The sequence below is a fragment of the Alteromonas sp. P256 genome (assembly GCF_036864455.1).
In the GTDB taxonomy this organism is placed as follows: domain Bacteria; phylum Pseudomonadota; class Gammaproteobacteria; order Enterobacterales; family Alteromonadaceae; genus Alteromonas.
On the sequence record NZ_JAZETM010000011.1, the window covers coordinates 23,359 to 44,667 of the forward strand.

General features: G+C 43.7%; 16 protein-coding genes. 6 read left to right on the forward strand and 10 right to left on the reverse strand.

Features of this window, described 5'->3' with window-relative positions; translation table 11 throughout:
• The first annotated feature begins 194 nt into the window (after positions 1 to 194).
• Both V7R39_RS15050 and V7R39_RS15055 read left to right on the forward strand, forming a co-directional pair.
• On the forward strand, positions 195 to 2,024 hold the full coding sequence (locus V7R39_RS15050) for a putative nucleotidyltransferase substrate binding domain-containing protein (protein ID WP_334031699.1): 1,830 nt from the start codon (positions 195 to 197) through the stop codon (positions 2,022 to 2,024).
• 118 nt (positions 2,025 to 2,142) lie between these two features.
• Positions 2,143 to 2,835, forward strand: a complete 693-nt coding sequence (locus V7R39_RS15055; RefSeq protein WP_334031700.1) for a 3'-5' exonuclease — start codon at positions 2,143 to 2,145, stop codon at positions 2,833 to 2,835.
• A gap of 43 nt (positions 2,836 to 2,878) precedes the next feature.
• Here V7R39_RS15055 and V7R39_RS15060 read toward each other — a convergent pair whose 3' ends face one another.
• Together V7R39_RS15060 and V7R39_RS15065 are read right to left on the reverse strand one after the other, a co-directional pair.
• The gene (locus tag V7R39_RS15060) at positions 2,879 to 3,862 is read right to left on the reverse strand and encodes a GGDEF domain-containing response regulator (RefSeq protein ID WP_334031702.1); all 984 of its coding nucleotides are present in this window, start codon (positions 3,860 to 3,862) and stop codon (positions 2,879 to 2,881) included.
• A 198-nt stretch (positions 3,863 to 4,060) separates the two neighbouring features.
• The gene (locus V7R39_RS15065; RefSeq protein ID WP_334031703.1) at positions 4,061 to 4,567 is read right to left on the reverse strand and encodes a fasciclin domain-containing protein; all 507 of its coding nucleotides are present in this window, start codon (positions 4,565 to 4,567) and stop codon (positions 4,061 to 4,063) included.
• A 378-nt stretch (positions 4,568 to 4,945) separates the two neighbouring features.
• Between V7R39_RS15065 and V7R39_RS15070 the strand changes: the two genes are divergently transcribed.
• Positions 4,946 to 6,112 carry a tetratricopeptide repeat protein gene (locus tag V7R39_RS15070; RefSeq protein WP_334031704.1) on the forward strand — a complete coding sequence of 389 codons (1,167 nt, stop codon included), beginning with the start codon at positions 4,946 to 4,948 and terminating at the stop codon, positions 6,110 to 6,112.
• 111 nt (positions 6,113 to 6,223) lie between these two features.
• Here the strand turns inward: V7R39_RS15070 and V7R39_RS15075 are convergent, their stop codons facing one another.
• The 5 genes from V7R39_RS15075 to V7R39_RS15095 all read right to left on the reverse strand — a co-directional run bounded on the left by V7R39_RS15075 (position 6,224) and on the right by V7R39_RS15095 (position 11,051).
• Positions 6,224 to 7,063, reverse strand: coding sequence for an isopenicillin N synthase family dioxygenase (locus V7R39_RS15075; RefSeq protein WP_334031705.1), 840 nt, complete (start codon positions 7,061 to 7,063; stop codon positions 6,224 to 6,226).
• Positions 7,064 to 7,231: 168 nt separating this feature from the next.
• Positions 7,232 to 8,443, reverse strand: a complete 1,212-nt coding sequence (locus tag V7R39_RS15080; protein ID WP_334031706.1) for a NupC/NupG family nucleoside CNT transporter — start codon at positions 8,441 to 8,443, stop codon at positions 7,232 to 7,234.
• Positions 8,444 to 8,455: 12 nt separating this feature from the next.
• A complete protein-coding gene (udk, locus tag V7R39_RS15085; RefSeq protein ID WP_334031708.1) occupies positions 8,456 to 9,079 on the reverse strand; it encodes a uridine kinase in 624 nt (207 codons plus the stop codon).
• 245 nt (positions 9,080 to 9,324) lie between these two features.
• Entirely contained in the window at positions 9,325 to 10,287 is a 963-nt protein-coding gene (locus tag V7R39_RS15090) for a hypothetical protein (RefSeq protein WP_334031710.1), read from the reverse strand.
• 2 nt (positions 10,288 to 10,289) lie between these two features.
• Positions 10,290 to 11,051 (reverse strand): PhnD/SsuA/transferrin family substrate-binding protein, encoded by a 762-nt coding sequence (locus V7R39_RS15095; RefSeq protein ID WP_334031712.1) that lies wholly within the window; start codon positions 11,049 to 11,051, stop codon positions 10,290 to 10,292.
• Positions 11,052 to 11,558: 507 nt separating this feature from the next.
• Here V7R39_RS15095 and V7R39_RS15100 point away from each other — a divergent pair.
• Complete coding sequence (locus V7R39_RS15100) at positions 11,559 to 14,729, forward strand: TonB-dependent receptor (RefSeq protein WP_334031713.1); 3,171 nt, start codon at positions 11,559 to 11,561, stop codon at positions 14,727 to 14,729.
• A gap of 146 nt (positions 14,730 to 14,875) precedes the next feature.
• Positions 14,876 to 15,559: a type 1 glutamine amidotransferase domain-containing protein gene (locus V7R39_RS15105; protein WP_334031715.1), complete on the forward strand. Its 684-nt coding sequence runs from the start codon at positions 14,876 to 14,878 to the stop codon at positions 15,557 to 15,559.
• A 224-nt stretch (positions 15,560 to 15,783) separates the two neighbouring features.
• Here V7R39_RS15105 and argR read toward each other — a convergent pair whose 3' ends face one another.
• Complete coding sequence (argR, locus tag V7R39_RS15110) at positions 15,784 to 16,248, reverse strand: transcriptional regulator ArgR (protein ID WP_334031716.1); 465 nt, start codon at positions 16,246 to 16,248, stop codon at positions 15,784 to 15,786.
• Positions 16,249 to 16,509: 261 nt separating this feature from the next.
• Here argR and mdh point away from each other — a divergent pair, with 261 nt between their 5' ends.
• Complete coding sequence (gene mdh, locus V7R39_RS15115; protein WP_032095517.1) at positions 16,510 to 17,448, forward strand: malate dehydrogenase; 939 nt, start codon at positions 16,510 to 16,512, stop codon at positions 17,446 to 17,448.
• A gap of 218 nt (positions 17,449 to 17,666) precedes the next feature.
• Here mdh and V7R39_RS15120 read toward each other — a convergent pair whose 3' ends face one another.
• Both V7R39_RS15120 and ppc read right to left on the reverse strand, forming a co-directional pair.
• Positions 17,667 to 18,464 (reverse strand): hypothetical protein, encoded by a 798-nt coding sequence (locus V7R39_RS15120; RefSeq protein WP_334031717.1) that lies wholly within the window; start codon positions 18,462 to 18,464, stop codon positions 17,667 to 17,669.
• 194 nt (positions 18,465 to 18,658) lie between these two features.
• Positions 18,659 to 21,280 (reverse strand): phosphoenolpyruvate carboxylase, encoded by a 2,622-nt coding sequence (ppc, locus tag V7R39_RS15125; protein WP_334031718.1) that lies wholly within the window; start codon positions 21,278 to 21,280, stop codon positions 18,659 to 18,661.
• Between the last annotated feature and the right edge of the window lie 29 nt (positions 21,281 to 21,309).

A 21,309-nucleotide genomic window follows, 5' to 3' on the forward strand; every position in this document is an offset into this window, starting at 1 on the left:
CAGGTGTCTCTTTCTTTAATGAGTTAATCAATTCATTAAAGAAACGGATATAGGCATACGGCGAAAGAAGTATCAGCAGACTCAGATGCAAAAGCCAGAAGTGAAAACCAGAGGTAAAAACTAGGTGTAAAGACCGAGCATAAAAAGGCACAGCGCAGTTACAAGGCAAAAAGTAAGAGAATAAGGGTGAACAAATGACAGCAATAGCAAAGCAGGTTGAAGACTTTCTTTCTACATCAGCACCGTTTGATATGTTGGATGAGTCCAAGCGTCATGACCTTATTCGACATGCTGATTTATTATATGTGACGAAAGATAATACAGCGCATTTTGCGACGGGCGAGCCCCGACTTTATCTTATTCAAAGCGGTCAGTTTTCCGTGGAAGATGGAGAAGGCGCTGCTAGGCATTTAAGCGAGGGAGATTATTTTAATTATGCTGCAATTTTAGATAAGCGAACTTATTCGCTTTCGGTACATGTAGATAGCCCTGGACTAGTTTACAGTTTTGCCGCTGAAGACGTATGTGCGTTACTTGAATTTGTAGAGGTTAATAGCTTTTTTACGGGCTTACGCAATAATGCGCTGCAAAATCACGCCATAGCCGACTCCAATTCCATGTGGCTATACAAGTCTCTAACCGATGTTATCGATAAAGCGCCTGTGGCCGCCCACAGTAATACGTCAATTGCAGATGCTGCCATGTTAATGACTCAAGAAAAAGTATCTTCTTTATTGGTAACCAATAACGACAAGCTAATTGGCATAGTGACAGATAGAGATTTGCGCTCCCGCGTAGTCGCCAACGCTCTTGATACCGCTCTTCCGGTTAAGCAAATAATGACCGTAAACCCTACCCAAATTGGCAATAGCAGAACTCTGTTTGATGCTATGGCATTGATGACAGAGAAAAACATTCATCATTTGCCGGTTATCGACCATCTATCTCAGTCACCCATAGGGATGGTGACGGCCAGCGATATTATAAGGCACCAAAGGGGCAACGTACTTTTTATTATTGGAGAGCTCACAAAAGCGAATAACCTGTATGAGCTCACAAGGCTGTCTTGGCAATTGCCACACTATTTTGCCGCGCACGCCAAGCGAGCCGGAGATTACGACATTGCGGGCAAAATCTTGTCTCAGGCAACCGACGTGATGACGCGAAAGCTAATTGGCTTTTTTCAGCAAGATAATGGTAAAGCCCCAATGATGTTTGCTTGGCTAGTGTATGGCTCGCAGGCAAGAGAAGATCAAACCACGGGCTCCGACCAAGACAGTGGGTTATTGTTAGCATCTACGCCTAACGAAAAGCAGGCCGCTTATTTTGCGGATATGACAGATTACGTATGCAAAGGATTAGCGAAATGCGGTATTAAGCTGTGTGATGGCAATATTATGGCCAGTAATCCTGAACTGAGATTGTCAGTTGATGAAGCGGTTAAAGAAGCCGAGCGGTGGGTCGCAGCACCTACAAGCAAGGCTATTATGCATTTTAATATTTTTTTGGATGTACGCTGTGCTGCGGGCGATGCAAGCCTGTTCAAACAGCTGCAGAAAAGGCGAGCACCATTATTACAGCAGAAGATGTTTTTAGCTGCCCTGGCGCGCAACAGCAATGATGTGTCTGTCCCCCTATCTATGTTTCAAAAATTTAGCTATGAGAAAGGACGTAAACAGAAAGATACCATCGACTTAAAAACCCGTGCGGTGGCGCTTATTAACAACATTGCACGAATTTATGCGTTAGCTGATGGTATTACCTTGCCCAATACGGTTGCCCGCCTTGAGAGTTTGTCTGATAAGTCTGAGCTTTCTACTAAGGATGCGGCTAATTTGAAAGATATCTGGGTATTTTTAAATAGGCTACGCTGGCGTCATCAGCTAGAGAACAAAGTCACCGATAATCTAGTGTCGGTGAGTATGTTGTCGTCGATTCAAAAGCACCAGCTTAAAGCGGGCTTTAAAGCAATAGAGCGAGCTAACGAAGCCATGGTAATGAAGTTTTCCGGCGGAGTTGGTTAGCGCATCCCGTGTCACTGCCCACCAGAATAAATGACACAAAGGTAGGCAACGTTGGGGCAAGAAAGCCGTAAGGTGATTTAAAGCATAAGGCAAATTAACGGGTAGGGTTAAACGATAGATGATATTGCAATGGCTTAAAAGACAGCTCACATTATCTGCAGGGTCATCGCTAACAAAGCAACTTAGCGATAGGTATATCAATGACACGGACTTACTGGCTATTGATGTTGAGTTGACCTCACTTGATGCCAAAGCCACGGATATTACATCTATAGGATGGGTGGCAGGTAAGGGCGGGCAGTTGTCACTAAGTTCTTGCGAGTACTTTGTTATAAACACATCAGCTGCGTTAGGCCAAAGCCCAGTCATTCACGGGTTAACGCATGATATTTTGGCCCAAGGCAAGCCGTTAGCCGTGAGCTTAGATAAGTTGATGCCACGGCTTCAATCGTCAGTACTGGTGTTTCACAATGCGAGCCTTGATTTAGCAGCGCTTAACAAAGCGTTTGTAAAGCTGTCGTTACCCGCTACGGATGTTATCTACATTGATACGCTTAAGCTCGCGGTTTATCAGTTGAGCAAACAGCATCAAGTGCTTCCTACCAATAGTGCAACGCTTACCGTTTGTCGACAGCGATTAGACCTTCCAAGCTGTCCTGAACACAACGCCCTAGATGACGCACTCGCCACACTTCAGCTGTTATTCGCTCAGTTTGAGCAGTTTGGATTAGACCAATCCAGTCCGTTATCGCAACTGCTGCACACTAAGGCGTTAGGGAAATATCGATTGGGAGAAACACAGGACAGATAAAAGCACAGAAGGGGTAAAAACGTAGCCAACAAAAAAGCTGAGATTAAACAAGTATTCGTCTTTTTGTTTCTCGTACAGGGGTATCATACTCGGCTTCATCAAGCCCTTCTACTTTCAAACGATTTCGACCATCGGTTTTTGCAAGGTAAAGGTTTTTATCAGCTTCTAGCATGATATAGTCTATCGTTTTCTCATCGTCCGCGTTTTTAGTCGAGAGTCCTGCGCTTAATGTGACCCTGTCAAATTCAGAGGCGTCATGCTTGATATTCAATTCATATACGGTTTCTAACAGCCTCTTTGTTACCGCAGCGGCGCCTTTTGTGTCCGTATTTGGCAAAATAACTAAAAACTCTTCACCACCGATACGAACCAGCTTGTCCATAGGCCGTTTTAATGTGTCACTGATACACTGGCTGACTTTCCACAGACAGCTATCGCCGTCTAAATGACCGTACATGTCATTGAAAAGCTTAAAGTGGTCAATATCTAATATGACAAGTGACAGGGGCGTAACATTGCGAAGTCCATCTCGAACAAGTCTGGGAAGATAATCATCGAGGTAATGGCGGTTATATGCGCCAGTGAGCTTATCTATATAAATTAACTTTTCAAGCAAGTCATTGCGTATTTTATTTTTTAGGTGAGACTTTACGCGATTTTGAAGTGTACAGGCATTAACTGGCTTAACCACAAAATCCACACATCCTGAATTCCAGCATTTTGATTCCTCTTCTTCCGTTGACGATGAAGTAACAAAAATAATGGGTATGGATTCACATTTTGGTTTTTTGCGCAACAATGCTGTAGTGTCGTGACCGTCTAATTCTGGCATGGACACGTCCATCAAGATTAGGTCAGGTTTTTTAAACCGGCAGTGCTCGATGGCCGCTTTTCCAGAATCAACTGAAACGCAGGAGACTATACCGTTCAGTAAGGTTTCTAGTATGAGTCTGCTACTCGCGTCGTCATCTACAATAAGAACGCTACAATCAGAGAGTGCTCTGTTGTCAACTTGTTCGATGTACACAGCAATTCCTCGTTAGGCGACTACTCTCAGGCAGTATTTCTATTAACTCTACACTTACGCGAGAAAAAAAGTTATTAAACATAAGTTTAAATAATGGAAATCTAATGTGTTGGCAAGGCAGACCTGAAATCTCTATGCCTCTGATACGAAAAACCACCGCGTTAAGCAGTGGTTTATTACGTTTTCTGGTTTTTGTAGTTATAGCGCTGCTGCCACATCAGCAGGTAACAATACGGCATCAATGACGTGAATAACGCCGTTTTCAGCCATTACATCAGCTTTTACAACGTTCGCATTGTTAATCTTTACTTTACCCATAGCGGCATTTACCGTCACGTCGCTACCTTCCACTGTGGTGGCCGATGAAAGTGATACTACGTCTTTCGCCGTTACCTTACCTGCAACAACATGGTAAGTAAGAATTTGCACCAAGGTGTCTTTATTCTCTGGTTTTAACAACATCTCCAATGTACCTGCGGGAAGCGCTGCAAAGGCGTCATTAGTAGGTGCAAATACGGTGAACGGTCCATCACCTTTTAATGTGTCTACCAAGCCACCAGCTTTTACCGCAGCAACCAAGGTTGAAAACATTGGGTTGCTCGCCGCTGTGTCAACGATATCTTTATGGTCACCCATTTTATGATGACCAGCAAATGCAGATGAACTAACGACTAAAATAACTAAAGCACTTAAAAACTTACGCATAATATTTCCTTTTGAGTTTATCCAACGGTTATATAAATTAACTATCATTTAACAAGTTTGATTTCGTCTATGGTTACGGTGGTTTCTAAAAAAGTGATGATTAACTTTATGTAACGTGAGAGCCCATAGTGTCGAAATACATCTGTGAGGGGGACGAAGCGATAAAAGGCTGTGCTATTTATTTTATCCGGTGCGGCAAACAGAAAAAGAAGAGAAGCGAAATTAAAGGCAAAGAACACAGGTTCAAGACAGAAAAAACAAAGTTATCAGGGCAGTCTATACTTACGGTAGCGAATGAAGCTTCATAGAGGCTCGAAGCGCGCTTTTATTGAGCGGCTTCATGAAACGCCTGTGAAAAGCGCATGAGGAGAGTTTGTCATGTCTACCCGATCGTTCTTAATACCATTAATCATAATGACGTATTTAACTGCTTGTCAAAGTACACAGCAAGGTGACCTTGCCACTGCAGATATCAAACCCTTATTAAAAGATGAGTTGTTTCCTAGCTATCATCTTTTCCATGTTGAGTCAGAGGAAGATGTATTTTATCTCGGTGAAGAAGCAAAACGCTTTGCAGAGCGTTCTGCTTACGATAACGCATTAAATGCAAAGAATGTCAGTGGCTTTGCAAATGCTATTTTAGACTACTCAGACAATGGCATGATGTACCGCAACAACGCCAATACAGTGGCCAATACCACCTTTAATAACCGGGCGGCTAATTGCCTATCTTTGTCAATAATGACCTTCGCCTTAGCCCAACACCTTGGATTAAATACTACATTTTACGAGGTCGACATTCCCGAGTATTGGACCCGTAGAGATGGCTTTAGTTTGCTCAATGGGCATATCAATTTAAGAGTAAGCGCGCCAGAAACCTCAATGGCAATTACCATAGGAACAACGTATGCCGACGTAGACTTTGACCCACAAGTTATTCGAAGCCACTTTCCCCGCATTGCAGTATCGAAAAGAAGTGTTTTAGCCATGTTTTATAACAATAAAGGCGCTGATGCATTTGTGGCAAATAGCTATACTCGTGCATACAGCTATTTCAGAGCGGCAGCGAAAATTGCGCCAACATTACAACAAACCTGGACAAACTTAGGCGTGCTTTATCGTATGCAAGGAGATTTTGAACAAGCTCAAAGGGCCTATGAGCACGCGTTGTCTCTCGATCCTGAAAATTTAACCGTGTGGGAAAACCTGGCAATATTATATCGATATCAAGATAAGCGGGAGGAAGCGGCTGAACTGTTTAGCAAAATAGAAACGAAAAGAAAGACCAACCCTTTTTATCATTTCATTCTTGGCGAGCAATCATTTGAGGATGGTAAGTTTAAGAAGGCGCTGAGTCACTATCAACGTGCTGTACGACTAGACAGAAAGAATCACGAAGTGTTATTTGGTCTGGCTAAGGCCTATTTCGAATTGGGCGATACCAACAATGCCGTACGTTACCTTAAAAGCGCTGAGACTTACGCACCAGATGATTATAGTGCTGAACGCTATTCAACAAAGCTTGCTATATTAGCCCGACGCTGAATACCTATGCAATTAAGTGGATATGAAATTGAGAGAATATGCGAGTGAGAAGATATAAAAAAGCCACGGACAAGCCGTGGCAGAAAGGTAACACTACAAAAGGAACTTAACTTAAATCACGCCCAGCTCACGAAGGCGCTCTTGCAGGTATGAGCCTGCGGTATGACGTTCTGAAAGAACAACATCTGGTCGAGGGTGCAAAAACAACGGTAATGAAATACGAGCCTTTGTCATATCTGCGCCATCAGGATTCACTACCCTGTGAGTTGTCGATGGGAAATAATGGCCAGATGCTTCTTGCAGCATGTCACCAATATTCACAATCAAACTACCAAAATCACAAGGGACATCTAGCCAGCTGCCGTCTTTGGCTTGAACCTGTAGGCCTGGCTCATTTGCAGCTGGTAAAATAGTAATTAAATTAATATCTTCATGAGCAGCAGCGCGAATTGCGTCTACTTCCTCATCACCACTTAGTGGCGGATAGTGAAGAATGCGCAAAAGGGTTTGATCTGAATCTTTAATCATATCCCCTAGCGGCTGACGGTACTTATCACTTACTTCACTTGGTGAGTGAGACTCAATCCAACTCAATAACTCTGAAGCAAGCGTGTTGGCTTCTTTGTAGTATTGAGATACCTGAGGACGTAGCTCCTCTGGACACTGGCCCCAAGGATAGTAGTGATAATACTCTTTGATGTCTTTTTTCGTGAAACCCTTGGCTACCTCAGAAACGCTCTGAGGAAAAAATCCGTCTTGCTTACCTTTGTTATAAAGGTAATCGTTCTTCTGTTCACTATTGAAGAAACCCTGCCAATTGTCATAAATACCTTGAACCAAAGACTGCTGAATAGGGTGGTTCTTAAGAACACCAAATCCAGTTTCCCGAAGTGATTTAACAAATTCTTCTTGTGCGTTTTCAGCTTGGTAATCAACAGCAACTAATTGCATAACGTTATCCCGTATATTTTGATTGCGGCATTATAAAGGTAGACGGGCTACAGAAAAAAGACGCAGGCGTTGATTCAGATCAACGCCTGCGAAGAATGTGCGTAATTTACATAAACCTGACCGTTTAGTCTAGTAAAATCTTGACCAAATAGTCTGTTTAAGAAAATTTTAACCGAGAGAAAGGAATATGCCAGCCAATGCAGCACTCATTAAGTTAGATAAGGTTGCAGCAATAACTGCCTTTAATCCCAGTCGCGCAATTTCTTTTCTGCGTGTTGGTGCCATCGCACCAATTCCGCCCATCAAAATAGCGATAGAAGAGAAGTTTGCAAAACCACATAATGCAAAGGTGATAATGGCCTGAGAGGCTTGAGACAGCTGATCTTGGTTATCTAAAAAGCTGAGGTAAGCGACAAACTCGTTAACCACCATCTTTTGTCCAATAAAGCTACCAGCAAGTTTTGCTTCTTCCCATGGTACGCCGATTGCCCATGCTAGTGGCTGAAGAACAAACCCCAGGATCCCTTCAAAAGTCACGTTTTCATAGCCAAAAAGCCCCGCGGTCCAGCCAATGAGGCCGTTGAACATGGCAATAAGTGCTATGAAAGCGAGTAGCATTGCACCTACGTTTAACGCAAGCTGCATGCCTGACGCTGCACCACTAGCAGCAGCATCAAATACGTTGGCGTAGCCTGCACTGTCAGCATCTACGTCGTGTAAATCTTCGTTAGGCTTAGTCGTTTCAGGCAAGATAATTTTCGCCATCAACAATCCACCTGGTGCCGCCATAAAGCTCGCGGCCAGTAAGTATTTAAGGTCTACGCCCATACCTGCATATCCGGCCATCACAGAGCCCGCAATTGATGCCAAACCACCCACCATAATGGCAAATAGCTCAGAACGCGTCATGTGTGGAATAAAGGGGCGAACTACCAGGGGCGCTTCGGTTTGACCGACAAAGATATTTGCTGCTGAAGACATTGACTCAGGTTGACTGGTGCCTAATAGCTTTTGCAGAAGACCACCAATAATTTTTATAACAACGCCCATCACCTTAAGGTGATAAAGCACCGCAATCAGTGCGGAGAAGAAAACAATAACGGGAAGTACATTAACCGCAAATATAAAGCCAAGAGAATTATTGCCCAGGGGGCCAAATAAAAAGTTTATTCCGTCTTGGCTGTAGCCAATGATATTGCCAACAAATTCTGTTGCTTTGAGGAGGAACTCCTTGCCGGGTTCAAAATACAGGACAAACGCACCCACGGTGGCTTGAATAGCGAATGCACCGCCCACAGTACGCCAGTTTATGCTGCGCCTCGCCGACGACATCGCTAATGCAATACCTATTAGGAGCGCAACGCCCAGTAAACCTACCATAATGTTATTCCCTTAAAGAAGCGCTTGCTGAATGTGTGATTTGATCACATCTAATGCAATTTGATTTTTTCCACCCTGCGTTACTACTACGTCGGCAGTAAAGCGGCTTGGCTCAATGAATTGGTGGTACATTGGTTTTACGGTTTCTTCGTACTGCTTAGCAACAGACTCTATAGAGCGCCCGCGTTCTTTTAGGTCGCGCATCATTCGGCGCATTAGGCAAATATCCAATGGGGTATCAATAAAGATTTTCACATCGTACAAAGGAAGGAGATCCGTACGAGCTAGCAACATAATACCTTCAAGAATGATAACTGGTGCTGGATTTAAGCGCTCAGTTTCAGGCAAACGAGTGTGTGTTTTGTAGCAATAGTGAGGATAGTCAATTGGCTGCCCCTCTCTCAACGCCTGCAAATGCGCTTTAAGCAACTCGTGCTCAAATGCGTTTGGATGGTCGTAGTTATTTTGCTCGCGCTGATCCATGGGCAAATGATCTTGCGCACGGTAGTAATGATCCTCGCGCAAAACCTGAACAGGACGGCCTTGTGCGCTGAATCCGTTAAATAAATTTTTCGTAAAAAGAGACTTCCCAGAGCCTGAAGCTCCAGAAATGGCAATAATTAATGGCGATTGCATAGTACTTTAAGGCTGATTTTATTGGTGCAAAGATACGCGCTTAGCCCTCACGAATCAATGTTATATTCGTGTTTCGTTGGTTTTTGGTCTGGTCTTTGCTAAGTCTTTTGTTGAAGTTCACCGATATTTCAAGGTATTGCAGGTCCTTCATTAAACCATGAAGAAGTTATCCAATTGGTCAATATAATTCACATGCAAGGGGGGGGGGTGTTCAAATTTAGAGCAAACTGTCTAAGCCAACGCCCCTAGTTACCAATTATTTCTATGTCAGCTAACACGATTTTGGATAAAGCATAAGAATGTTGTTTTGAGCGAGAACCTTCACCTTGTGCTCTTGGTGGATAGTAGGTTTCTTTTTCAGCATTAAAGTCGGTAAATACTTCATCAAGTGACGCTCGAATCTCGCTGAGGGTTTTATCTAAATTGGCGTTAAAGTCTGGCCTTTTTCGTTTAGTATGACCTAACTCAATAAGGCGACCAAAACTTTTATTCGCTAATGCGACTAACTCATTGGGTACGTCTTTATGCACATGTAATGGCACTCCTGGATTCTCGATGCAGAACTTCACTAACGCAGTGTAAAAACACAGAGGTTTGTTCTGTAACGTCACAGCATTATCGGTGACGCCGTTTGATATGGTTTTATCTTGTAAGTTGATAATAAGTTTTGGGGTAGGGGGCAGTAATGACTCTGCCCGTTGCGCCCTTTGCTTTGCAGTGGTTCTGGTGTTAATCGCAAACATCGGTGTTATAAGAAGTGACGCTATCAAAGCGGTCCAACTAAAACCAAGTGCGCTAGATATAGGTTTGCTAACTATCTCTATATCTATTCGCTGCTCGGCATTTCTTAACACCGTTGTATAGCTTTTAGGAAAGCTAGCTTTTGTTATTTTCTCGCTTTTAAATTCCACACCTTGAATCGACTTCACTAAAACAGGGTAGGCTTGGGTGGATAGTTCCGCATTCAACGTTGTAGCGTATTGTGATATTGCGTAGCGATTTACGGGCGTTTGCAGGGTTTGATTACCCACGTCTAAAAAAGCGCTGTCTAAGCTAATTCTTCGTTCAACCTTATCAATGGCGCTATGAAGCGTGCTTCGATAAGAAACAAACTGTCCAGCAACAGCTATGCACTGCAGTAACAAAAGCAGTATCAACCCATTAATTACAATTCGTCGCTTGGATTTGAAAAATAGTTTATTCGACATGTTCATCGGCAGCCTTCCTCAAGAACAATATTCTTATAGTAGGGACGAGGATGTGCCATAGCGATATCATGAATAACAGACTGCATTGCGCAAAATAGGTCGGTGTTTTGAGTTTGCATTTTTAAATACCAACGCATTCCGCTTACCTGCTGTAATAATGGTGCGGTATAATTTTTTGACAGAATTTCTTCGTCGTCTTTTGCCCAATAAGAGGAAATAATATCTACTTCACCCGCGAGCAGCGCTCGCCGTAATTCTTTATGTGAGCTGTAATATACAATGTTGACATTAGTGTCACTTAACCCAAGCCGTTTCAGTACGGTTTTTGGCACTATGTGGCCTGACCGGCTGCTTGGGTAGTCGAGCAAGCCAATTCGCTTGCCCAATAAATATTCTTTTTCTAGTTTAGGCTTTTCTCGTAATGAGATAAAAAATGCCCCATAGTCTGGGTGAGATGCAATAGGTGTTAAGCCGTAAATATCGTTCGCTGCGAATGCTTCAACCACGTTTCTCTTAACTAATGCTAAATCAACTACACCATGGTTGATATAACGAAAGGTGTCATAGTCACTCTGACCTACTATAACCGTTACCTCTCCATATTGCCGCTTTATGACGCTATTGTTACAGATTTTCTCACTAGCAAGCTGTGCAATTCTGCTGTCTGTAACATATACCGAAAATCGGTCGGCATTGGCTGAAAATTCGCCGCTACAGGTTAAGTATTGACCTGTTTGTGGTGGTATATCAGAAAAGTTCCGCAAATTTGAAAAATAATTAATCGAGACGCAGCAGACTGCAGCGAATACTAACAACCACCATTTTAGTAAAGAAACAATTCGAAGAGTTGTCAAAAAACGACCAATAAAGTTAATAATCGAAAGTAGTATTTCAACAGCTAAGATTATTTATTGCAATAGGTAAGTTTATTTTATTGTTCTATCTACATGATTTTTATCTTTTTGTTGTGGGTTAATCTGATTTTTGTTAACCGCTGTTTATTAGTCGCAGGTGTGACAAGAATAGCGATGTAAATTGCGAGTAGGAAACAATAATAACAATAAGTAATTTAACTTGACCGCTTGGTCAGCTTAGATAGGCGTAGCTGTTTACGATATATGAATTCTGCGTAAACAAAAACGCAATTTTGTAATAAAAATGACACGAAGCTCGAAGACAATTTAACCAAATCTTGTCCAAAACACAGGGCGAGCGATTTGTTGTCTGTAACATCTAATTAGAAAAACATTCTAAACAAAAGGGAAACACACATGAACTTTAAAGCAAAACTCAGCCGCGTTGCGATCGCTGTTGCTGTTTCTGCTGGCTTAGCTGGAACAGCTATTGCCCAAGAAACATCATCAGGTATTCGCGGTACTATTGTTACGGAATCTGGTGCAATCGTTGATGGTGCTACGATAACTATTACCGATCAACGGACAGGACAAACTCGTACCTACGAGTCTGAGAGCAACGGTGCTTTCAGCGCTCGCGGCCTTCGCGTTGGTGGTCCTTACACAATAAATGTAACTGACAGCAGTGGTTCTCGTACTGTTGAAGATGTTTATCTGTCACTTGGTGAATCATCATCTATCGATATTTCGTTGCAGCCCACAGATGTAGAGCGAATTGTGGTAAGCGGTTATGCAGGTGGTGTTATAACAGAAACAAATGGACCGTCGGCAAACTTTGGATTTGAAGATTTACAAACGCAGCCGAACGTAGACCGAGATATCAAAGACGTTATTGCTACCGATCCACGTATCTCAATCGATCCGACTAATGCAAACGCTATTGGATGTGCTGGTGTAAACAACCGTTTCAACAGCTTAACGGTTGATGGTGTTAAGCAGAATGATAACTTCGGTCTCAACGCAAACGGGTACCCAACAGAACGCCTTCCTTTCCCATTTGACGCTATAGATCAAGTTGCTGTTGAGCTTGCGCCATTTAACGTCCAGTATGGTGGATTCACAGGTTGTAATATCAATGCGGTAACGCGTTCTGGTACTAACGAAGTACACGGAAGCGTATTCTTTGACTACACCAATGACTCATTGCAAGGCGACTCGGTCGATGGTGACGATTTTGTTGTTCCAGCGTTTAACGAGCGTCGCTATGGTGCGACTATCGGTTTCCCAATAATCAAAGATAAGTTGTTTTTCTTTGGTGCCTTTGAAAAGCACGAGCCAGTAGAAATTATTGAGTTTGGACCGGAAGGTGCCCCTGTCCTTAATGAGATTGAAGGGTTAACACAAGACGTTGTTGACCGCGTAGCTGGAATTGCGAATGACGTATACGGTTACCAAGTTGGTGATGTACTTAGTTCGCTTGACCTTAAAGAAGAAAAAATACTCGCTAAGCTTGATTGGGAAATCAACAATGACCACCGTGCACAGATCACTTACCAAAATACAGAAGGCTTTACACTAAGTACTTCTGGATTGGGTAATGACAGCTTTGCATTTTCAGACCGTTTCTATCAGCGCGCAAATGAGTTGACAACCTACGGTGTTCAGATTTTCTCTGACTGGTCTTCAAAACTTTCAACCCAATTTCGTGTGAACCGAGCAGAAGTAGTTAACGGCCAGACTCCTCAGACTACGCAGCCTGATTTTGGCTCTGTAACTATTTTCGACGTCGTACCAAACGTTGATTTTAATATTGGTGCTGACCAATTCCGCCAAGCTAATCAGCTTAACTATGATACTGACAACTACGTGTTCATCGCTAATTATTTTGAGGGCGATCACGAAATCATGGCAGGTGTTGAGTATGAGAGTGTCTCGGTATTTAACTTATTCGTGCCAGGCAGCCAAGGGATTTTTGAATTTGATTCTTTAGAAGACTTTGAGAACCAACAGGCTAGCCGAATTGAATACAACATTCCTCCGTCACTAGATGTTAATGACGGTGCAGCCGAATTTGAGTTCAATACATTTACTGCTTACATGCAAGACCGCTGGATGGTAAATGCGGACCTTACCCTAACATTTGGTCTTCGTTATGACCGTTGGGATTCTGACAGCGACCCTGTTGCAAACAGCCGTTTCGAGCAGCGCTATGGCTTTTCTAATGCACAAGGTCCAGACTTTGACCTCGTTCAGCCTCGCTTGGGTTTCAACTACATTGTTGATGATGAAACGTTTATTTATGGTGGAGCGGGCTTATTCGCGGGCGGAAATCCAAATGTGTGGTTGTCAAACAACTACTCAAACAATGGCGTGTCTATTCGTGGTTCAGAGTTTGAAGGGGATGCTACAGACCCTCGAGTATTAGCAGCATTAGATGGTACTAATACCGCCAATTTTGGTTTCGAAGTACCTGCGCTATCGACTGACGAAGAGTTCTTTGTTGGTGGAGACGGTGCAGTTAATGCTATGGCGCCAGGTTTTGAAGTGCCTGCGCTGTGGAAATATAACATTGGTATCCAAAAAGAAGTTCAATACGGTGTAATCTTGGCCGCTGATATTATGTATACGCGTGAAGATAACCCGGCTATGTCAGTACCGCTGAACGTGCGTAACATTGGTACTGCACCAGATGGTCGCCCTGTTTACCGAGACTTCGATGCATTAGATGCTGACTGTCAAGCTGATCCACTTAGCTCAGATTGTGGTCGTTCAGGTACAGATTATTTGCTAACCAATAACCCTGATGAGGGTGATGGCTGGGTTTATACCTTTACAGCGCAGAAGACCTTCGACAACGGGTTTGACGTTAACTTTGGCTACTCTCATCAAGACATTGAGCAAGGTAGTCCAATGAACAGCTCAACCGCAAGTTCAAACTTTGGTAACCTATCGGTTCGTGACCTAGGGCAACCAGCTGTTGCGACAAGTAACTACCAGGTTGAACATCGCTTTACGTTAAACCTTAGTTATGCACATGAGTTTATCGACGGCTATCCAACGCGTGTGAATCTTTTCGCGACTCGCCGCAGCGGTCAAGTGTTTAGCTACACATTCGATGGAGACCCAGGTTTTGGTGATGAGCGTTTCTTTGAAGATAGAAACCTTCTTTATGTACCACTTGAGAATGATCCTATCGTCAATTACGCGCCTGAGTTTGACCAAGCAGCCTTTAACGACTTTATTGCTGATGCTGGTCTGAACGGTTCGCGCGGCACAATTGTCGATAGAAATGCTCAAGACTCAGATTGGGTTTCTAGGGTTGACCTTCGTATATCTCAGGACATTCCTGGCTTTATGGAAGGACACACAGGAGAAATATTCTTTGTTGTAAGAAACCTAGGAAATCTTCTTAACGACGAGTGGGGCACGCTTAGACAAGTTCCATTTGAGTATAACGAACCTGTTGTAGACGCGTCTTTTGCTGACGGGGTATATACCTTCGAAAACTTCGATGGGCCTCGCGGCCAACGAGTTGATACACCAGCATCAACTTGGTCTGCTCGTGTAGGTATTAACTACCGCTTCTAATATCGATAGTTTTAAAACTACGTAAAATCTTTGTAGTGTTAAATGCCACTTGCCTTTACGGGCAGTGGCATTTTTTTTGATCTAATCATTCACTTTGGACGAAAGAAAAAGACTCTATTCTCTGGAAATCAATGCAAGGAGGTCAAATGTCAAAGTCTATTCTTATGGTAATGACATCACACGAAATCATGGGCGATACGGGTAACAAAACCGGTATGTGGTTAGAAGAGTTTGCCTCTCCCTACTATGCATTCAAAGACCAAGGCTACTCCATTACACTTGCATCACCTATGGGTGGTCAGGTACCTATCGACCCCAATAGTCTCTCCGACGACGCGATGACCGATGATGCTATTCGCTACACAAAAGACGATATTGCCCGAAGTGCAATCGCGTCTACAATTCCGTTAGAAGATGTGAGAGCAGAAGAATTCGATGCGGTATTTTACCCAGGCGGACATGGCCCATTATGGGATTTGTCGGACAACGCTCATTCAATTAAATTAATTGAAGATACTATTGCTGCGAATAAGCCTGTTGGTGCGGTGTGCCATGCGCCAATTGTACTTAAAGACGTGAAGATGCCTGATGGTAGCTTTCTTGTTGCAGGTAAGGCAGTAACAGGTTTCACAAACAGTGAAGAAGCTGCAATGCAGTTAACTGATGTGGTGCCTTATTTAGTGGAAGACGAGCTGCGAAATAAAGGCGGTAAATTTGAAGCTGCAGACGACTTTGCAGTGAAGGTATGTACTGACGGGTTACTGGTAACGGGTCAGAATCCACCGTCATCACGACCTGCCGCAGATGCCTTAATTAAGTTGCTGTCATAGAGTGCTTCGGTGCACTGCACCGATGGTGCGAATAACATGATAACGTGAACTAAAACGCAAAAAGCCGCCAATGGCCTCACTTCATAGTGAATGTCCATCGGCGGCTCTTTTATAGGCTGTGACGTTTATTGTTTGGCGCTACTTAGTAAAATTGTCTCAGTTAGAGACTGTCTTTATTAAACGTTGTCTTAGTTAAACACTGTCTTTATTAAACACTGTATTAGTTAAACGTTGTCGAATAACTCTTCCACACGAATTCGCAATTCTTCAATTTTCTGAACATCCGCAGGGGCGATAAAGATAGTATCGTCACCGGCAATGGTACCCAGTACGCCATCTTTTTTACTCAATGAGTCGAGCAGGCGGGCAATGAGCTGTGCGGCGCCAGGGCTAGTTCTAATGATAACCATGACATTATTGTGTACAACATCAAGCACAAGCTGCTTTAAGGGGCTTTTAGCGGTAGGCATACCCAACTCAGGGGGAAGACAGTACACCATGTCCCCACGGGCGTTACGGGTACGTACGGCGCCAAATTTACTGAGCATTCTTGATATCTTCGATTGACTAATGTTGTCAAAATTTTGGGCCTTTAAGGCGTCTACAATTTCACCTTGTGAACCGTAGCTCTCTGCTTTTAGTATCTCTTTGAAAGCTTTAATCAGTTGTTCTTGTTTTGAATTAGCCATTCAGCGCTCTTTTTTCATGTCGTTTATCGTTTTCGTCGGTAGGGCGTGACAAAAACGTGAGAATCTGGTTTTTATTCGCATATTGTGCCCCACAGGTGGACTTTAGGCAATTTGTTTGCATAATCATCCATGATAATGAATATTGACAAAATATCGCTGCTTATGACGTCAATAAGACGATCCGGTGATTGAGTTTTCCCCCGCGTTGCATTAGTGTGACGTTCCGTTTAAATACGTGAGTAATCCCATAGGAGAAATGGTATGAAAGTAGCCGTGTTAGGTGCTGCAGGTGGTATCGGTCAAGCGCTGTCGTTGTTGTTAAAAACACAATTGCCAGCAGGTTCAGATTTAGCGCTTTATGATGTTGCGCCAGTTGTTCCTGGTGTTGCAGTTGATTTAAGCCACATCCCCACTGCGGTTAAAGTAACCGGTCACGGTAAAGATGACCTAGCTGGTGCACTAACTGGATCAGACGTTGTTCTTATTCCAGCAGGTATGCCGCGTAAGCCGGGTATGGATCGTTCTGATCTATTCAACATCAACGCTGGAATCGTTAAAAACCTCATTGAAGGTGTTGCTGATAACTGTCCAGATGCGTGTGTTGGAATCATCACCAACCCAGTTAATACTACAGTTGCTATCGCAGCTGAAACGCTTAAAGCAAAAGGCGTTTACAACAAAAACAAACTTTTCGGTGTAACTACGCTTGACGTTATTCGTGCTGAAACGTTCGTTGCTGAGCTTAAAGGTGTAGATGTTGCTTCTGTGCATGTACCAGTAATTGGTGGTCACTCTGGTACAACTATTCTACCTCTTCTTTCACAAGTTGAAGGTGTTGAGTTTACCGACGAAGAAGTGGCTAGCCTAACGACTCGTATCCAAAATGCGGGTACTGAAGTTGTTGAAGCAAAAGCTGGCGGCGGTTCTGCAACCCTTTCTATGGGTCAAGCAGCAGCGCGATTCTGTCTATCTCTTGTTGCAGCAATGCAAGGCGAGAATGTGGTTGAGTACACTTACGTACAAACAGATGACAGCGATGACGCAGCATTCTTTGCACACCCAGTTCGCCTTAGTGCAAACGGTGTTGAAGAAATCTTGCCATACGGTGAGCTAAGCGCATTTGAAGAAAAAGCGAAAAACGACATGCTTGAAGGCCTACGTGGCGATATCAAGCTAGGCGTAGACTTCGTAAACGGTTAGTCGAACAGTGTAATTGGCCGACCTTTGAACGAAGGCACGCCGTGAATACTTCCCTGTAGGCTTCGCCACCGCATCCATGCGGTGGAGAGCCTACTTATCAAAGCCCCGCCAATTTAAAAACACCACACTTAATTGTTTACCAGAGATATTTTAAAAGAAAACATAAGTACGACCTTACGTATCCAGCCTTTTTGTTACATCCTGTAGGCTTCGCTGCCTTATTGGTTTTTGATTCGGTATAGTTTTATTTCCCCCGTGCCAGCTGGATAACCTTTATGTAAGGCATAGGTATAGCCGTGTATCATGCCTTCTGCTTTAACAAATAAAAGAATGTTTGAGGCAAAGGTAGTGTGTGAGGCTTCAATCTCGATCACTTTACCGTTTATACTGACGTTGTCTGGTGAAAAATGAGTTTGAGTTTCCTGAAATGTATTAGTGCCTTTGCTATATACACTTAATGTTCCCTGTTTATGCTCGTTCAATTGGAGTAATGCCAGCTCTGGTTCATCTAAATACTGCATCACGCCAACCCATGTGCCGTAGGGGGGCTCTACTAAACTTTTCTCAGCGTCCAGAAGGAGATGCTTACGATTCTCAACAAATTTACGGGGAGTGGATTTTGCTTCTTGTTTTACAAGCCGATAGGTTCGAGATAAATAACTGTCATCCCCTTTATAGCTAGATTCTAAAACCGAAAAACCGATCCCTAAATAAGGAGATAGGGTGAGAGTTCGCGTTACGTTGTCTTCAATAATCGTGTCGATTGTGCACCGGTTTTCTATGCACTTTATATCGTTATTGGTGAAGGCTGTACGTCGAACTTTTTTCAAACCACCCGGGATGACTATTTCATAGAAGTAGTGTTCATCACTGTCAGTTATTTCAAGCAGTCTGAAGGTTAATTCATCATCAGCAATGCCTTCCCATAACCCTGGTGACATTTTCATAGTTTTAGCGTTGCCGATATTACTTAGCGACAACGATGCTATAAATAGTGTTAGTAGAATAGTGCGCATTTTTAATCCTTTAAAAAATAGGAGAGGGCTTTTAAGGTTGCCAGTCTCGGACTGCTTATAGGATTAAAGTAACGATTTTTACCAATAATTCAAATAAAAAGCCCGTGCTGTTAATCCAGTACGGGCTTTTCGAATAATGATGTTTACGTAGTCAGTGGTTTAACTGACCGCTCATCAAATTAACGTTATTTCTATTAACCAGTATTACGCATACCAATAGCGATACCTGCAATCGTCACCATCATAGCGCGTTCTAAGCTGGTATTTTGCGACTCATCACCTGCTTTGCGGATGCGGTCAAGCAATTCAATTTGCAGATAGTGAAGAGGCTGCAAATACGCTGCGCGAATTTCCATCGACTCTTTGCCTTGAGGATCATTTGCCATAATGTCCTCTTCGCCAGTTATCGCAAGTAGAGAAGAAATACTCTCTTTTAACTCACTGCGCAGTGCTTCACCAAAGTGCTTAAGCTCTTTTGGCACTAAGCGTTCGTCATACGCTTCACTGATGCGAGGGTCGGCTTTGTGGAACACCATATCTAACATTGATAGGCGTGAACGGTAAAATGGCCATTCGCTGAACATTTCGTTGACGACTTTCTCGTTTTCTGGTGTTTTTACGCTATCGATTGCACGCATAACGCCAAGCCAGCTAGGCAGTACTAAGCGCGTTTGTGCCCATGCAAATATCCATGGGATAGCGCGTAGGCTTTCAATACCGCCCTGAGGTTTACGCTTCGCAGGGCGGCTACCTAATGGTAACTTACCAAGTTCTTGTTCTGGCGTTGCAACGCGAAAGTAAGGAACAAACTCTTCATCGTGACGTACAGTGGCGCGATAGTTGTCTCGGCCCTGACCTGCCATAGTAGTGATGAGCTCGCGCCATTCTTCTTTTGGTGCCGGAGGCGGGAACAACATGGCTTCAATAATAGCGCTGGCATAAATACCTAAGCTACGTTTAGCCAGGGTTGGCATACCAAACTTATAGCGAATGGTTTCACCTTGTTCAGTGACACGGAAGCCGCCTTCAAGAGACCCAGGAGGTTGCGAATAAATAGCGGCGTGAGCAGGTAGTCCACCACGACCGATAGTACCGCCACGACCGTGGAACAGCGTCAGTGACACATCAAACTCTTCAGCAATGGCAACGAGTGCTTCTTGAGACTGATACTGTGCCCAACCAGCGGCTAATGCTCCGGCGTCTTTTGCAGAATCAGAATAACCTATCATCACAAACTGACGGCCTTTCACGTATCCGCGGTACCAGTCAATTGACAGCAGCTTGCGCATCACATCAGGCGAGTTATTCAAGTCATCCAATGTTTCAAACAATGGCGCAACAGGCATTGGCCAGCTTACGCCACTTTCTTGTAACAATAGCTGCACGGCAAGCACGTCAGAGGGCTCACTCGCCATTGAAATAATATAAATACCAAAACCGTGTTTGCTGTGTTTAGCTACCACTTTACAGGTATCGAGTACTTCTTTTACGTCATCTGATGCATCCCACTTAGCCGGGAATAAGGGACGCTTTGAGCCAAGCTCGCGTAATAAGAACGCCTGCTTGTCTGCTTCGCTCCACTGTGCGTAATCACCAAGGCCAAGATAACGCGTTAGTTCACTGAATACATCTGAGTGACGCTCTGAATCTTGACGTACATCAAGGCGCAGCAGATGAATACCAAATACGCGAGCACGGCGAATGGTGTCCAGCAATAAGCCATTGGCAACGACCTGCATCCCACAGTCAATCAATGACTGATGACACAGCATGAGTGCATCGATAAGTTCATCGTCGCTTTCAATCCAATCCGATGAATCAGGGTTTTTCCCAGCAAGGTAGTCGTCAATTCCATCGCGAGTTTTAATGAAGCGGTTTACTAATGGACGCAACAGGGCGCGGTAGGGTTCGTTTGCATCGCCAACTTTAGCACGAACTTCGTCGTTGCAGTCGTACATTGAAAGTTCAACCTGCAGGCGATCCAAATCGATAGCAAATAATTTTGCTGCTCGCTTTCTTGCTAACAATAATACTTGCTCAGTTACTTTTGAGGTAACGAAAGGGTTGCCGTCGCGGTCGCCGCCCATCCAAGAGCTGAACTGAACTGGGGAAGCGTCAAGTGGCAACGCAACATTGTAATCTCTAGTAAGTCGATCACTTAACTCGCGAAGGAAGTCTGGAACCGCTTCCCATAGCGAATTCTCGATAACCGAGAAGCCCCAGCGAGCTTCATCTACAGGTGTAGGGCGTACCGAACGAATTTCTTCAGTATGCCAGGCCTGTGCAATTAAATCGGCGATACGCGTTTCTACTTTGCCGCGGTCGACATCGTTGAGTGATTCTTGGTGAACGGCCTGCAAGCAGTCAGCTAATTCTTTATGCTTATGTATTAGCGTTCTGCGAGTAACTTCAGTAGGATGGGCAGTTAAAACAAGGTCGATATTGAGTTTGCCTACAGCCTCTTGCACTTTTTCAGTAGTAAGCTCGGCTTTATCAAGGTGCTCAAATAATGCATCCATCGACGCATCAACATTCATCGCTGCGTTGTACTCTTGCTCAGCAATATTGCCTAAATTCAAAAACTGCGCGAATGCACGACCAACGGTGAGCAAATCATCGTCAGACATGGTTTTGAAAGTTTCTTTCAGTTCTTCGCTACAATTTCCGTCGCCCTGATACGAGGCTCTGCCGTCAATTCGTATTTTTTCAATACGATCAAGCCAGTCTTGACCCAACTGATTTTTAATCGTTTCGCCAAGTGTCTTTCCAAGATATCGAACGGTATCTTTTAGTTCAGCATCGTGATGAGTTTGCATGCTATCCTCCTAAATATATGGTCATAACC

Coding starts and splice junctions, on each gene's coding strand:
- V7R39_RS15050 (WP_334031699.1), top strand. CDS start 195: ATGACAGCAATAGCAAAGCAGGTTGAAGACTTTCTTTCTACATCAGCA.
- V7R39_RS15055 (WP_334031700.1), top strand. CDS start 2,143: ATGATATTGCAATGGCTTAAAAGACAGCTCACATTATCTGCAGGGTCA.
- V7R39_RS15065 (WP_334031703.1), bottom strand. CDS start 4,567: ATGCGTAAGTTTTTAAGTGCTTTAGTTATTTTAGTCGTTAGTTCATCT.
- V7R39_RS15070 (WP_334031704.1), top strand. CDS start 4,946: ATGTCTACCCGATCGTTCTTAATACCATTAATCATAATGACGTATTTA.
- V7R39_RS15075 (WP_334031705.1), bottom strand. CDS start 7,063: ATGCAATTAGTTGCTGTTGATTACCAAGCTGAAAACGCACAAGAAGAA.
- V7R39_RS15080 (WP_334031706.1), bottom strand. CDS start 8,443: ATGGTAGGTTTACTGGGCGTTGCGCTCCTAATAGGTATTGCATTAGCG.
- udk (WP_334031708.1), bottom strand. CDS start 9,079: ATGCAATCGCCATTAATTATTGCCATTTCTGGAGCTTCAGGCTCTGGG.
- V7R39_RS15090 (WP_334031710.1), bottom strand. CDS start 10,287: ATGTCGAATAAACTATTTTTCAAATCCAAGCGACGAATTGTAATTAAT.
- V7R39_RS15100 (WP_334031713.1), top strand. CDS start 11,559: ATGAACTTTAAAGCAAAACTCAGCCGCGTTGCGATCGCTGTTGCTGTT.
- V7R39_RS15105 (WP_334031715.1), top strand. CDS start 14,876: ATGTCAAAGTCTATTCTTATGGTAATGACATCACACGAAATCATGGGC.
- argR (WP_334031716.1), bottom strand. CDS start 16,248: ATGGCTAATTCAAAACAAGAACAACTGATTAAAGCTTTCAAAGAGATA.
- mdh (WP_032095517.1), top strand. CDS start 16,510: ATGAAAGTAGCCGTGTTAGGTGCTGCAGGTGGTATCGGTCAAGCGCTG.
- V7R39_RS15120 (WP_334031717.1), bottom strand. CDS start 18,464: ATGCGCACTATTCTACTAACACTATTTATAGCATCGTTGTCGCTAAGT.
- ppc (WP_334031718.1), bottom strand. CDS start 21,280: ATGCAAACTCATCACGATGCTGAACTAAAAGATACCGTTCGATATCTT.